The organism is Dokdonella sp., from assembly GCF_051958935.1.
In the GTDB taxonomy this organism is placed as follows: domain Bacteria; phylum Pseudomonadota; class Gammaproteobacteria; order Xanthomonadales; family Rhodanobacteraceae; genus Dokdonella_A.
Map to the genome: position 1 here is coordinate 17879 of NZ_JBQCFP010000190.1, position 14175 is coordinate 32053.

Sequence of the window (14175 nt, forward strand, 5' to 3'; positions counted from 1 at the left end):
GGCCTTCCTGCATAGTGGAATTGTTCCATGGATCCGACGTGCGCGAATCGGTGGCTGCGCCGGGTGTTGCGCGCATGCATCCTCGTCGTCATGCTGGTCGCGCCACTCGTGGGCCAGGCGCAGACCGTGTTGCCACTGCCTTCCGGCGTGCGCAACGTGGCCGGCGCCGTGCGCGCGATCGTCGTACAGGAAGACGGGCGCGTCGTGCTCGGCGGCTCCTTCTCCGCGATCGACGGTGTCCCGCGCAGCAACCTCGCGCGTCTCAATGCGGACGGCAGCGTCGACATCGGCTGGAATCCGGGCACGGACGGTACCGTGCTGTCGCTCACCGCGACGGCCACGACGATTTATGTGGGAGGCTTCTTCGACCATGTCGGCGGGCAAGCGCGCACGAGCATCGCCGCTGTCGATTCGGCATCCGGTGCAGTCCTCGATTGGAACCCCGGCACGCCCGGCACGCTGGCGAGCTTCGTGCTCGCGCTCGCCAACGACGGCACGACCGTCTACGCCGGAGGCGCATTCCAGGCCATGGGTGGCGAGGCACGCGCGAACCTCGCCGCGATCGACGCGAACACCGGCGCCGTTCGTGAGTGGAATCCTTCGGTGCAGGGATTCATCACCTCGACCGTCCAAGGACTCGTCCTCGCCGGGGGCAAGGTCATCGTCGGCGGGCTGTTCGACCACGTCGGCGGCGAGCCCCACCCGCTGCTCGCCTCGATCGACGCATCGAGCGGCGTCGTCGATGCGTGGGCGCCGGCGTTCGACGCGCTCGCGTTCGGTGTCCAGGCGCTCGCCACGGATGGCCAGACCCTCTACATCAGCGGCGACTTCTTCGAGATCGACGGGGAGTCGCACCCGGGGTTGGCCGCGATCGACCTCGGCTCGCACCAGGTAACGGCGTGGAGCCCGGAGCTAACCGGCACCGTCTCGAGCCTGGCGGTCTCCGGCGCGCATGTCTATGCGGGAGGTCGCTTGGCGGAAAGCGGCGGCGGCCCCACCGATGCCGGCGTCGTGGAACTCGCGGCGTCCGATGCCGCCATCATCGGCTGGCATCCGTCGCTCGAGGGCGACGACGTGAACGCCATCGCCTTCGATGCCGGCCACGTCCACCTCGGCGGGCAGTTCACCCGTGCGAACGGCTCATCGACGGGTGGATATGCGCGCCTCGACGCGGGCTCGGCGGCGCTCGACGGGTCGCCGCAGGTGGCCGCCCTCGCGTCGGTGGAGGCCATGGCGGTGCAACCCGACGGACGCGTCGTCATCGGCGGGCGCTTCACCGAGGTCGGTGGTGTCGAACGAAGCAACATCGCGCGACTGGAGGCGGACGGGAGCGTCGACGCCAGCTGGAACCCGGGTGCGGACCGCGCGGTGCACGCGCTTGCCTTGCACGATGGCACCGTCTTCGCGGGCGGTTCATTCCTCACCATCGCAGGACAGGGCCGTTGGGGCCTGGCAGCGATCGACGGCGGCACGGGGGCGGCGTTGGCGTGGAATCCGGCCGGCACCGCGAGCGCCGTGTATGCGTTGCTGGCATCGGGCGGACAGCTGTACGTCGGGGGCACCTTCACCAAGATGCAAGCGGCAAACCACCGCAACTTCGCGGCGTTCGATCTCGCGTCGGGCAACGTGCTCCCGTGGGCGATCGACGCCGACGCACTCGTGCGGGCAATCGCCGCCACGCCGACGCGGGTTTATTTCGGCGGCCAGTTCGGTACGGTTGCGGGCCAGCCACGATCGCGCCTCGCGGCGATCGACGCCACCAACGGTGCGCTCGATGCATGGAATCCCGCAGCGGACTCACCGGTGCTGGCGCTCGCGGTCGCCGGCGATACCGTGTATGCCGGCGGCTATTTTTCGCAAATGAATGCCCTGCCCCGGGCCGGCTTTGCGGCAATGGACGCCGTCGACGGGAGCCTCCAGGCTTGGAATCCGATCGTCGGAGGCAGCGCGGTCGCGCTCTCGACGAGCGGCACGCACCTGTACGCGGGCGGCTACTTCCGGACGGCGCCGGAGCTTCCGTGGCGCAGTGTTGCGGCGTTCGACCTGGCGACCTCCACGCTCACGCCGTGGTCGGTCGACCTCGATTCGGGCGCCGCCTCGCTCACGCTCGCCGGCGACGCCGTCTTCGTCGGCGGAGGGTTCGAACATGTGAATGGCCAGCTGCACGTGGGCATCGTCGCGCTCAGCGTATCGGACGACGCAATCTTCGCGGATGGTTACGACGGAGCCGACTGACCGCGTCGATGTTGCGCAAGAACGGCAACCCGCGGTCGGCGTAAGATCGGCTCGGAGATCACGCCCGCAGGGATGCGCCCCTCGCTGGAGGTGCTGCCATCATGAATCGAATTGCCCTGGTTGTGCTCCTTGCCGCGCCTGCGTTGAGCGGGACGGCTCTGGCCGATGGTTGCCGCGTCACCGGCACCGTCTACGACGCCGATGGCCGCCCGCTGCGTTCGGCGGTGCTCCGCCTCGTCGATCTCGAGACGCGCCAGGCGGCGTTCAGCGCCGCCGACGCGAAAGCGGATTTCAGTTTCGACGCGCTCGCACCGGCCGACATCGGCCGATATCGCATCGACGTGCTCAGCGTCCCGACCACCGTCACCGGTTCGCGCATCCCGACCCGCTCGATTCTCGGCACGACGCCGACATTCGCCTGCGGCTCGGGCCAGCTCGCGCGCCAGGACGTGCGCGTGCAGGTCGACTGACGACCCTCAGCGCAGGCGGACCGCGCCATCGACGACCTCGACCGCAAGCGCGGCGAGGCCGTTGCTGCACGGGCCGCCGAGGCAGGCGCCGTCCACGACGCGGAACGTCGCGCCGTGGGCGGCGCAGACGAGGCGGCCGTCGCTGACGAGGAAGCGCCCGGGCGCGTAGTCGAGGCGCCGGCCCGCGTGCGGGCATTCGTTGTGGTAGGCGTACGCGCGCTCGCCCCGGCGCAGCACGATCAGCTCGAAGCCCCCGGTCGAGCTGTCCACGTGCACCGCGATCGCGCCGCCGTCATCGATGTCGTCGAGCCGGCACAGCGGCGCGGAAGGTTCCATGGCATCCAGCACTTGTCGTGACGGGCCGCTACCCCATATGTTCGGAAGGTGGCGTGCCCGGCGGGGCGCGCATTCTGGCATACGGGGCGCGGCGCGGTCGCCGCCGGCGCGTTTCCGTACACTGTCGTTCAGCTGTTCCGGACACCCGCCGCACGCTGCATCCGACGCGGTCCCGGAAGGCGCCGGACATCGAGTCCTACGGAGTTGCATTCATGTTCCATGCCGGCCTGCGCCTCGTGAAATCCCGCCATCCGCTTGCGCGCCTCGCCACCGCGTTGATCGCGATCGTGCTCGTGGCGGCGCTCGTCGCGATCGGCGTCTTCGTGTTCGCCGTGCTCGTCGTCGGCGGCGCACTGTTCGCGCTCGTGCGCGTGCTGCGTGCGCCCTCGCAGTCGGCCGCGACGACGGCACGCGCGCCGGCTCCCGCGGGGATCATCGAAGGCGAGTTCACCGTCGTCGACGGCGGCCCGACGCACAAGCGCGCACCGAGCGGAGTCTGACGGCGCCGATGGCTCCATGAATTAGCCACGCGGCGGGCCTCGCTGCAACCCCTTGCCCGTTGTATATCTAACGCCCGCGCATCGCGCGCCGGGCCGAGCGGTCGCCGCGGATGAGCGAGGCGGGTCCCGCCGCACCCCTTTCCCGAGATTGCCCGCCATGAACGATCTGTCCCGCAGCGGTCGCCTCGACGCTTCCGCTTCCGCCCGATGGCTTGGCCCGCGCGTGCTCGTTCCGGTCGCCCTGCTCTCGCTGTACTTCGTCTGGGGGTCCACTTACCTCGCGATCCGCGTCGCGGTGGCGAGCTGGCCGCCCTTCCTGATGGCGGCGGTGCGCTTCCTCTGCGCGGGCGGCGCGCTCTACGCGTTCCTGCGCTGGCGCGGCATGGCCGCGCCGACACGGCGTCAGTGGCTCAATTCGGCAGCGACCGGCGTGATGCTGCTCGGATTCGGCAATGGCCTCGTCTGCTATGCGGAGCAGAGCGTCGCCTCCGGCCTCGCCGCGGTCGCCGTCGCGAGCATGCCGCTGTTCGCGGCGGTGTTCGGGGGCATTTATGGCCACTGGCCACGCCGGCTCGAATGGCTCGGCCTCGGTGTCGGCTTCGCCGGCGTGATCCTGCTCAACCTCGGCGGCAGCATGGCGGGTTCGCCGATCGGCGCGATTGCGCTCGTCGTGGCGGCGGGCTCGTGGGCATTCGGTTCGGTCTGGAGCAAACGCCGCGACATGCCACCCGCCGCGATGAACACCGCCGCGCAGATGCTCACGGGCGGCGCCGTGTTGCTCGTGTTCGCGCTGCTGATCGGCGAGCGCCTGCCGGTCTCGCCGCCGCTGTCGGCCAACCTCGCACTCGTCTACCTCGCGATCGCCGGTTCGCTGGTCGGCTTCAGCGCCTACCTCTACCTGCTCAACACCGTGCGTCCCGCACTCGCGACGAGCTATGCGTACGTCAATCCGCCGGTCGCGGTACTCGTGGGCGCGGTGTTCGGTGGCGAAGCCGTGCACGGCTTCGATGTCGTCGCGATGGCGGTGATCCTCGGCGGCGTGGCCTTGATCGCGCTGGCACGCGAACGCGGGGCATGAGCGACGCCTGCCTGGCGGCGTTCTCGCCGAAATCCCCTCCGACCGGATAAACGTTCGTCGTCCCGGCGAATGCCGGGACCGGTGTCCCGCCGTCGACACGAGGAGCTGGATTCCGTCGTGCGGCGGAATGGCGGGCCGTTGCACCATGGCGCCGGCCGCCGCGCGCCTGTGGGCCTAACCGGAACTTGACGCAACGCGACGGCATTTGCGGAACACTCCGCGTCCCTCGAATGGAAATCGATCGATGCGTCGTTTTGCGCTCCGCGTTTTCACAGGCTTGCTGCTGGCAGGATCGGCCCATGCAGTGGAACCGTCGACGACGTCCGACGCGTCGCTCGAAACGATCGTCGTCACGGGCGAACAGCCGGGCCCGGGCCTCTGGAAAGTCTCCAAGGGCGGCCACGTCATGTGGGTACTCGGCACGCTTTCGCCGCTGCCGAAACGGATGGAATGGCGCACCGCCGAGATCGAACGGCGCATCGGCGAATCGCAGGAAGTGCTGCTCGGGCCGCGCGTGAAAATGGAGGCGAACGTCGGCTTCTTCGGGCGGCTTGCATTGCTGCCTTCGCTGGTCGGCATCCGTGACAATCCGGGCGACGCGAAGCTCGTCGAGGTGCTGCCCACCCCCTTGTACGAACGCTGGCGCGTGCTCAAGCAACGCTACATCGGCCGCAGCAACAAGGTCGAGCAGTGGCGGCCGATTTTCGCCGCGCGCGAACTGTACGAATCGGCGATCCGCCATGCGGGGCTCGTCGAGAAACCGCTCATCACCGATGCGGTGCGCGCGGCTGCGAGCGAGGCGGGCATACCCCTCACGCCGGTGCTGCTCGAAGTCGGCATCGACGCACCGAAGGCGGCGCTGAAGGATTTCAAGAAGGCCGAACTCGATGACCAGGAGTGCTTCCGCCTCACGCTCGAACGCGTGGATACGGACCTCGCACGCATGGCCGAGCGCGCCAACGCGTGGTCGACCGGCGACCTCGCCGCGTTGCGCGCGTTGCCGCACGTCGACGAGATGGGTCCGTGCCGCGCCGCCATTACGAAGCTCGCGCTCATGCGCGAGCGCGGACTCGACGACATTGAGGCGAGGCTGCGCGGGGCCTGGCTCGATGCGGCCACGAATGCGCTCGCGCGCGACGCCACGAGTTTCGCGTTGCTGCCGATGCATCTCGTGGTCGACACGGACGGCTACCTCGAGGAGCTCCGTCGTCGCGGCTATACGGTCGTCGCGCCCGACGAGGACGCGGTCGCATCGTCCGCACCGCCATGAAAGGAAAAGGGCGGCCCGCGAGGGGCCGCCCTGCAGATCACTTCGCCTGGTCAGTCAGGCGATCACGCGAGCCGGTCAGCGTTCCCACCGTCCGTTGTGGTACCGCCAGCGGTCACCATCGCGGTCCCAGCGCGACGGCACGTAGTGGTAGCCGTGGCGCTCGCGTTCCCAATGACCACGATGCCAACGGTGGCGATGGTGGCTCCAGCCCCAGTAGCCCGGCACCCACACGTAGCCGCGACGCGGGGCCGGCACGACCTCGGCACGCAGCGGCGGCGGCGCGACGTTCGCATAGACGTCGACGTGGACGCGCGCCTGAGCCGGCGTCGCCGTCATTGCGCAGGTACCGCCGATCGCGAGAGCGGCGGCCAGCAGCAGTTGCTTGTGGACGTGCATGGTTTGACCTCCAGGTAGCACCCGACAGGGCGTTCCAACCGGTTTCCACGCTAGCGATCGGCAGCTGAATGTGTGCCAAGCCGGCGCAGGTCAGGCTCGGCGCGTTGCCGCCCATTCACGCACCGCGAGCACGAAGCGCAGGCAGTCCATGCGGCGGTTGTACAGCGGCGTCGGCGCGGCACGGATCACGTCGGGTTCGCGCCAGTCGACGACGATGCCGCGGGCATGCAGGTGGTCGAACAGCGAGCGGCCTGCCTCGCGCGGACCCTTCACGCGCAGCGACAGCTGGCAGCCGCGCCGCGCGGGTTCGCGCGGCGTGGTGATGTCGAGCACGTCGCCGGCGTGCTCGCGGATCAGCGCGTCGAAGTAGGCGGTCAGCGCTTCGGACTTCGCGCGCAGCGCCGCCATGCCCGCGCGGCGGAAGATCGCCAGCGACACGCGCAACGGCGCGAGCGCGAGGATGGGCGGGTTCGACAACTGCCAGCCGTCGGCGCCCGGCGTCGCGTCGAACTCGGGTGCCATGCGGAAGCGCGTCGCCGGGTCGTGGCCCCACCAGCCGGCGAACCGCGGCAGCGCCGCGCGCGCGTGGCGCTCGTGCACGAAACAGCCGGCGACCGCGCCCGGGCCCGAATTGAGGTACTTGTAGCTGCACCAGACCGCGAAATCGCAGCCGCTGTCATGCAGTTGCAGCGCGAGGTTGCCGGCCGCATGGGCGAGGTCGAAACCGACGATGCAGCCTTTGGCGTGCGCGGCGCGCACGATCGCGGCGACATCGAAGGCCTGTCCGGTGAGGTACTGCACGCCGGAGAGCATGACCAGCGCGATGCGCGAGCCGTGCTGCTCGATCGCGCGCACGATCGCCGCGTCCGACAGCGTGCCGCCCGGCTCGTCGGGGTCGAGTTCGATCAATGCGGTGGCCGGGTCGTGGCCGTGGAAGCGGATCTGCGATTCGACCGCGTGGTGGTCGGACGGGAACGCGTTGCGCTCGATCAGGATCGCGTTGCGCGTGGCGTCCGGCCGGTAGAAGCTGACCATCATCAGGTGCAGGTTCACGGTCAGCGAATTCATCGCGACGACTTCGTGCGGCAGCGCACCGACGAGTGCGGCGAGGTCGTCGCGCACGAAGCCGTGGTACGGCATCCACGGATGGCGGCCGCGGAAGTGCGCTTCGACGGCGAGGCGGTGCCAGTCGTCGAGTTCGTCCAGCAGGGCCGCGCGCGTCGCGCGCGGCTGCAGGCCGAGGGAATTGCCGCACAGGTAGGTCTGCTCGGAGCCGTCGTCGTTGCGCGGCATGAGGAATTCGTCGCGGAACGCCGCGAGCGGGTCGCGCGCGTCGAGTTCCAGCGCCTGCGTTTCGAGCACGGCCGTCGCGTGGTCCGCCATCGTCAGTGCTTCAGCGATGCGACGACCGAAGCGCAGGCCGCGTCGAACTCGCTGTTCCACGTGGCCGGCGTCGTCGCGAGCAGCGGCCGCTGGCAGCGCACTTCGACGGCGATCGTGCCGGTCAGCTGGAAGCTGTCGCGCACGAGGTAGCGGGTCTTGCCGCGCACGACGAAGTACTGGTGCGCGGAGCTGTCCTTGTTGGACGAATCGGTCTCGTAGCCGCCCTGCGCCTTGGAGCGCTCGAACTCGTCCTGCACGGTCGCGGCGAATTCGGACGGATCCTTCAGCTGGCGCGTCTTCACGGTCACGTTGGCCGAGTCTTCGCTGCCTTGCGCGGAGGGATCCGGAACCTGGAATGCGACCGCCTGCGGATTGCCTTCGGCTTTTTCCATGATCGCGGTCCAGCTCGCGGGAACATGGAAACGGACTTGGTCGCCGTTGAGCGAATAGTCGGTCTTGCCTTGCGCAAGGGCGGCGGAGGCGGTGAGCGAGGCGAGCAGGATGAACAGGGGGGTCGGCTTCACGGGTCACTCCGTATCGTCGGCGAAACGCGAAAGGGGAAGGCCGAGCCAGTCCAGGGCAGTACCGTGGAACAGCCGGGCCTGTTCGGCGGGGGGCAGGCCGAGCGCGGCGATGCCGCTGCCCGGCTCCTGCTCGCCGAGCGGGAAAGGATAGTCGGTGCCGAGCATGACATTGTCGGCACCGGCGACATCGAGCAGGTAGCGCAGCGCGGCGCGGTCGTGCACGCACGAATCGAAGTAGATGCGGCCAAGGTACTCGCGCGGTCCGCGCGCGTTGTCGGTCGCGACGAGGTCGGGGCGCATGCGGAAGCCGTGTTCGATGCGACCGATCGTGTACGGGAACGAGCCGCCGCCGTGCGCGAAACAGACCTTGAGTCGCGGCAGGCGTTCGAGCACGCCGCCGAAGATGAGGCAGCAGACCGCGCGCGACTGTTCCGCCGGCATGCCGACGAGCCAGGGCAGCCAGTACTTGGGCATCGACGCGGCACCCATCATGTCCCACGGGTGCACGAGGATCGCGGCGCCGATCTCGGCGGCGGCCTCGAAGAACGGGAACAGCTCCGGCGCGTCCAGGTTCCAGTTCTCGCAATGCGAACCGATCTGCACGCCGGACAAGCCGAGTTGTTCGATGCAGCGCTCCATCTCCTGGATCGCCAGCGTCGGCGACTGCAGCGGAACCGTGCCGATGCCCGCGTAGTGGCGCGGATAGCGGCGGCAGAGCTCGGCCGTGTGGTCGTTCAAGTGGCGGTGCAGTTCGAGCGCCTGGTTGGGCTTGGCCCAGTAGGAGAACAGCACGGGCACGGTGGAGACGACCTGTACATCGACGCCGAACCTGGCGTAGTCGGCGATGCGCACTTCCGGATCGAACGCATTCGCCCAGACTTCACGGAAGAACTTGCCGTCCTTGTAGATGCGATGGCGCCCCTCGGTTCGGACCATGACCGGGAAGCGGTCATCGCCGTACTTTTCGGCGAGATTGGGCCAGTCGGGCGGTAGGATGTGCGCGTGGGTGTCGATCTTGAGCATGCGGGACGGGAGTGTACCCGCATGCGCGCCGTGGCGGACCCGCGCGGCGAAAAAAGTCCACCACCAAAGTGGGCCGTGGCCCACCGGCTTGCACGACCAACCCGGGCATCCGCACGCAGGCGCCATTGCGAAACGCCAACGCGCGCCGTGAGACTCGCCGCCAGGCGCCGCGCTTTACCGGCGCGCTCGTGCCGCTGCGACCCACCCTGCGGAATGACGACGCCGGAGGGTGGTCGCAGCCAAGGGAATGCGCGGACTCACAGTTCGCGCAACGCGGTCGTCACCGGCAGGCGCGCCGCGCGCAGCGCCGGGTAGAGACCGCCGATGAAGCCGATCGCGAGCGCCCACTTGAGGCCGGTCCACAGCACCGCAGGCGCGACGTTGAACTGGAATGTGAGCTGCCCGGTCGTGCCGGCGGCGAGCGTCGAGGCGGTGTAACCATTGAACACGAGCCACGCGACGAGCCCGCCGAGCACGCCGCCGACGAGGGCGAGCAGCATCGTCTCGAGCATGATCGCGACGACGACCGGCACGCCGCGGAAACCGATCGCGCGCAAGGTCGCGATCTCGCGCGCCCGCGTCGCCACCGCCGCGAACATCGTGTTGAGTGCACCGAACACCGCGCCGATTGCCATGATCGCGCCGACCACGATGCCGATCGCGGTGATCACTTTCGACGTGCCTTCCGACTGCTTGCTGAAATAGTTGACGGTGGTGTCGACGTCGACCTGCAGGCGCGGATCGGATACGAGCGCGGCCTTGAACGGTTCGAAGGCCTCGGGCCCGGTCAGGCGCGCGAACACCGAGGTCGAGCTGTTCGCGCCATTCGGCCGATAGGTCGGCCCGACCACGTCGGCATCACCCCACAGTTCCGATTCCATCGCATCCTTCGACTCGAAGATGCCGACGATCTTCCACATCTGGTTGCCGAGCTTGATCTCATGGTCGACCTCGAGACCGTCGAACTGCCGCTGCGCGCCCCTGCCCGCGACGAGTTCGCGCAGGCCGGGCGTGAACCTGCGACCTTCGACGATTTTCGCATTCGTGCGCAGCTTCCACGCCATCTCGCCGATGCCACGCAACTGCACGCTGCCGAAGTCCTCTTCGGGGTTGCCGCCCTTCATCGGCAGATTCGCTGCGACGACGAGTTCGGGCGACGCGATCGGCCGACCCTGCTCGTCCCTGGCGATGCCCGGTGCCTGCGCGATGACGACCGCGGCGTCGTGGCCGAGCACCGAGGAGACCTCCGACGCCGACGCGCCGCGCAGCACGATCGCGGTGTCCTCGCCACCGGTCCGGCGCAGCGTCTCGCGATAGCCATTGGCCATCGCGAGCATCGCGACGAGCACGGCGACCACGCCGGCGATGCCGACGACGATGACCGCGGACGAGCCGAGCCGCTCGCGAAGGGTACTGACGCCGATCGCCGTGACCGAAGCCGCCTGGCGACCGCGTCGCGTCAGCGCCATCCACAGGCCGAGCACGAGCGCGAGCAGCACCAGGCCCGGCCAGGGCAGGACGAGAAACACGACCACGCCGACGATGACGACGATGAACGTGGCGAGTCCAATCAGGAATTTCATGCCGTTCTCCTTCAGCGTCCGGCCAGCGCATCGACGATGTTGAGGCGCATCGCGCGGATCGCCGGCACCGCGCCGACGACCACGCCGATCACGACGGCGAGCACGACGCCGAGTCCCCAGCTCTTCGCGCCGACGTGCGCACCATTGATCATGCCGCCGCTCATCGCGGGCAGCGCCGCGCCGATGAGGCTCACCAGCGCGAGGCCGACGAGGCCGCCTAGCAGGAGCAGCAGCACCGATTCGGCAAGCACCATGCCGAGCACCTTGCGGCTCGAAAACCCGATCGTCTTCAGCACCGCGAGTTCGTTCGTGCGTTCGCGCACCGCCTGCATCATCGTGTTGCCGGTCAGCAGCACGAGGGTGAAGAACACCGCGCCCATGATCGAGGTGACGATGAGGCCGATGTCGGCCATCTGCTTGATCCAGTTCCTCGTCGCGGCCTGCTCGGTCTGCGTCTTGGTCTCGTGGTCGGAGTTCGCCGAGATCGCATCGATCGCCTTGGCGATGCGGTCGGACTCGTTGACGTCCTCGACGCGGGTCACGTACCAGCCGACCGAGCCGCGGTTGTACGGCGTCGTCTCGTCGAAGGTCTTCCAGTGCAGCACGATCATCTGGCTCTGGAACGCCTTGTTGTCCTTCGACTTCATCGTACCGACGATCTGGAAGTTCCAGTTCTTGCTGCCTTCCTTGTTCGGGAAGATCTGCGACTGCAGCGGCAGCCGGTCGCCGATCTTCCAGTTGTACTTCTTCATGAGGATGTCGCCGACGAGCACGCCGTCGGCGGTCGCGTCGAATGCCTTGCGCTCGGCCGGATCGACCTGGACTTCGGGGTAGACGTCGAGGTAGTTGTCGCTGACCGCGAACGTGAAGACCTGGTTGTGTGGGTCCTGGTAGGCGCCGCCGAACCAGTTCGCGTGGGCGACATCCTTGACGCCCGCAACCTTCGCGATTTGCTGCTGCAGGCTCTTGGGCAACGGCTGGATGAACGAGAGCTTCGCGCCGGTCTGCAGGCGCTCGGCGCCGTTCGCGGACTGGCCGGCTTCGGCGAACGATACGCGCACCGCGTCGAGCAGGCCGAACAGCAGGAACGCCATGATGATCGACAACAGGGTGAGGGTCGTGCGGGTCTTGCGCCGGAACAGCGCGGCCCAGATCAGGTGGAGGTATTTCATGGCTTAGCCTCTTGAGGGCTGAGGGCTGAGGACTGATGAACTGCGTAGGGGCTGGCGGGTTTTTGTCCCTCGGCCCTAGGCGCTCAGCCCTTGCTGTTCCACCAGCGTTCCCTTGTCCAGATGCAACGTATGGCTCGCGTACTCGGCCGCCTTCGGATCGTGCGTGACCATGATGATCGTCTTGCCGTGCTCGCGATTGAGCGTCTGCAGCAGGCCGAGCACGTCTTCGGCCGACTGGCGGTCGAGGTCGCCGGTCGGCTCGTCGCAGACGAGCAGGTCGGGATCGGAAACGATCGCGCGCGCAATCGCGACGCGCTGCTGCTGGCCGCCCGAGAGTTCGGTCGGCTTGTGGCTCGCGCGTTCGGCGAGGCCGACGAGCTGCAGTGCGATGCTCGCATTCTTCCTGCGCTGCGCGGCCGACAGGTTGGTCAGGAGCAGCGGCAGTTCCACGTTCTTCTGCGCCGACAGCATCGGCAGCAGGTTGTAGAACTGGAAGATGAAGCCGACGTGCTCGGAGCGCCACTTCGCGAGCGCACCCTCGCCGAGGCGGTCGATGCGATCACCACCGACGCTGATGCTGCCGTCGGTGGGCGAATCGAGGCCGCCGATGAGGTTCAGCAGCGTCGTCTTGCCGGAACCGGACGGACCCATCAACGCGAGGAAGTCGCCCTTCGCGATGTCGAGTTCGATGTGGTGCAGCACCTCGACCTTCTGCTTGCCGCGCTCGTACACCTTGCTGACGTTGCGGATCTCGACCAGGTTTGCCATGACGGTAGTCCTCGGATGTGCAGTCGTTCATCGGTCGCGCCGTCGCACGGCGCACGAACGCGGGTCGCGGCCCGCGGTACCGGCGGGCCTCGCCCGCCCCTGCCCTTTTGCGCGCCGCCCCGGCCGCGTCTCTTGCGCGTTCGTTACTTCCTGATCGCGACACGCGCGCCGTCGACGAGTTCCGCCGTCGGCTGGCGCACGATGCGCGTGCCGAGGCCGATCCCTTCGACGAGGCGCTGGTCGGCGTAGGTCTGTCCCGGCGTCACCGCACGCAGGCGCGCGCGGTCGCCGTCGAGCGCGAACACGACGCTCCTGCCGTCGCGCTGCACGATGCTCGACGACGGCACGAGCACGCCCTTCGGCGGTTCGGCCGCGGCGGCCTGCGCTTTGCCCGAATCCTCGAGGAACGACACGCGCACGCCCATGTCGGGCACGATGCGCGGGTCCTTCTGCGCCATCGCGACGCGCACCTTCACGGTCGCCTTGCCACGATCGGCGGTCGGGATGATCGCGATGACATGGCCCGCGATCTTCCAGTCCGGATACGCGTCGAGGACCGCCTCGACCGGCTGCTTCGCCGTGACGCGATTGATGTAGGACTCGTTGACGTCGACCTCGACCTCGAGCGAATCCATGTCGCCGATGGTGCCGACGCCGGTGCGCGTGAAGCCGCCACCGGCCGACAGCGGCGAGACGATCTCGCCCGGCTGCGCGGCTTTCGCGATCACCACGCCGGCGAACGGAGCACGCACCGTGCAGTAGTCGAGTTGCACGCGCGCGCCGACGACGGCCGCCTTGGCCACGTCGACCTGGCGCCGCTGCGATTCGAGCTGCGCCGCCTGCGCGTCGACCTGCGTGCGCGCGAGTTCGACCGCCTGCTTCGACACGAGCTTGCGCCCGACCAGCTCCTCCGCGCGCGCGACGTCGCGCCGGCTCTGCGCGAGTTGCGCGGCCACCTGCGCGAGCTGCGCCTGCGCCGCGCGGTATCCGGCTTCGGCCTGTGCGAGCTGCGCCCGCTGCGCGGTGTCCTCGAGATGCGCGAGCACCTGCCCCGCCTCGACCCGCTCGCCTTCCTCGATGAGCACGTCGACGAGCGTGCCGGTGATCTGCGCCGACACGGTCGCCTGGCGCCGCGCGGTCACGTAACCGGTCGCCTGCAGCACTGCGAGCGGGCCGGCGCCGGCCGCGCTCGGCGCGCTCGCGGTCACCGCGTCCACTTCGATCGCCTTCGCGTCGCGCAGGAACCACCAGCCGCCGACGGCGGCGATGCCGAGCGCGAGCACGCCGACGAGCGCGCCGATCCAGGCGCCCGCGCCGCGACCCGCATGCTCCGCCGGCGCGCTGCGATCGATGCGCAGCTGTTGCAACAGATCCGATTTCTCCATGCCGCACCGCTCCCGCGTGGACGCACAGCCCTCAAGTCTGCCATAGACTGGC

The 14175-nt window shown here is 68.8% G+C and carries 14 protein-coding genes; 5 read left to right on the forward strand and 9 right to left on the reverse strand.

Features of this window, described 5'->3' with window-relative positions:
- Nucleotides 1–27 precede the first annotated feature (27 nt).
- Both ACTHK2_RS17515 and ACTHK2_RS17520 read left to right on the forward strand, forming a co-directional pair.
- Entirely contained in the window at nt 28–2235 is a 2208-nt protein-coding gene (locus tag ACTHK2_RS17515; RefSeq protein WP_440247024.1) for a hypothetical protein, read from the forward strand.
- A 101-nt stretch (nt 2236–2336) separates the two neighbouring features.
- Nucleotides 2337–2705, forward strand: coding sequence for a hypothetical protein (locus tag ACTHK2_RS17520; RefSeq protein ID WP_440247025.1), 369 nt, complete (start codon nt 2337–2339; stop codon nt 2703–2705).
- Between the two features lie 6 nt (nt 2706–2711).
- Here the strand turns inward: ACTHK2_RS17520 and ACTHK2_RS17525 are convergent, their stop codons facing one another.
- On the reverse strand, nt 2712–3041 hold the full coding sequence (locus ACTHK2_RS17525; RefSeq protein WP_440247026.1) for a Rieske (2Fe-2S) protein: 330 nt from the start codon (nt 3039–3041) through the stop codon (nt 2712–2714).
- A 212-nt stretch (nt 3042–3253) separates the two neighbouring features.
- On the opposite strand from ACTHK2_RS17525, the gene ACTHK2_RS17530 reads away from it, so the two are divergent.
- From ACTHK2_RS17530 to ACTHK2_RS17540, 3 genes are all read left to right on the forward strand, one after another.
- Nucleotides 3254–3541 (forward strand): hypothetical protein, encoded by a 288-nt coding sequence (locus ACTHK2_RS17530; RefSeq protein ID WP_440247027.1) that lies wholly within the window; start codon nt 3254–3256, stop codon nt 3539–3541.
- Nucleotides 3542–3698: 157 nt separating this feature from the next.
- A complete protein-coding gene (gene yedA / locus ACTHK2_RS17535; RefSeq protein WP_440247028.1) occupies nt 3699–4619 on the forward strand; it encodes a drug/metabolite exporter YedA in 921 nt (306 codons plus the stop codon).
- 304 nt (nt 4620–4923) lie between these two features.
- Nucleotides 4924–5889, forward strand: a complete 966-nt coding sequence (locus tag ACTHK2_RS17540) for a TraB/GumN family protein (protein ID WP_440247029.1) — start codon at nt 4924–4926, stop codon at nt 5887–5889.
- Between the two features lie 75 nt (nt 5890–5964).
- On the opposite strand, the gene ACTHK2_RS17545 is transcribed toward ACTHK2_RS17540, so the two are convergent.
- The 8 genes from ACTHK2_RS17545 to ACTHK2_RS17580 all read right to left on the reverse strand — a co-directional run bounded on the left by ACTHK2_RS17545 (nt 5965) and on the right by ACTHK2_RS17580 (nt 14123).
- Nucleotides 5965–6285 carry a YXWGXW repeat-containing protein gene (locus ACTHK2_RS17545; protein ID WP_440247030.1) on the reverse strand — a complete coding sequence of 107 codons (321 nt, stop codon included), beginning with the start codon at nt 6283–6285 and terminating at the stop codon, nt 5965–5967.
- A 90-nt stretch (nt 6286–6375) separates the two neighbouring features.
- Nucleotides 6376–7668, reverse strand: a complete 1293-nt coding sequence (gene kynU / locus ACTHK2_RS17550; protein WP_440247031.1) for a kynureninase — start codon at nt 7666–7668, stop codon at nt 6376–6378.
- Nucleotides 7669–7670: 2 nt separating this feature from the next.
- The gene (locus ACTHK2_RS17555; protein WP_440247032.1) at nt 7671–8192 is read right to left on the reverse strand and encodes a hypothetical protein; all 522 of its coding nucleotides are present in this window, start codon (nt 8190–8192) and stop codon (nt 7671–7673) included.
- A gap of 3 nt (nt 8193–8195) precedes the next feature.
- Nucleotides 8196–9215 (reverse strand): amidohydrolase family protein, encoded by a 1020-nt coding sequence (locus tag ACTHK2_RS17560; RefSeq protein ID WP_440247033.1) that lies wholly within the window; start codon nt 9213–9215, stop codon nt 8196–8198.
- Between the two features lie 257 nt (nt 9216–9472).
- A complete protein-coding gene (locus tag ACTHK2_RS17565; RefSeq protein ID WP_440247034.1) occupies nt 9473–10798 on the reverse strand; it encodes an ABC transporter permease in 1326 nt (441 codons plus the stop codon).
- A gap of 11 nt (nt 10799–10809) precedes the next feature.
- A complete protein-coding gene (locus tag ACTHK2_RS17570) occupies nt 10810–11970 on the reverse strand; it encodes an ABC transporter permease (protein WP_440247035.1) in 1161 nt (386 codons plus the stop codon).
- 75 nt (nt 11971–12045) lie between these two features.
- Entirely contained in the window at nt 12046–12738 is a 693-nt protein-coding gene (locus tag ACTHK2_RS17575) for an ABC transporter ATP-binding protein (RefSeq protein WP_440247036.1), read from the reverse strand.
- Between the two features lie 143 nt (nt 12739–12881).
- Complete coding sequence (locus ACTHK2_RS17580) at nt 12882–14123, reverse strand: efflux RND transporter periplasmic adaptor subunit (RefSeq protein WP_440247037.1); 1242 nt, start codon at nt 14121–14123, stop codon at nt 12882–12884.
- Nucleotides 14124–14175: the final 52 nt, after the last annotated feature.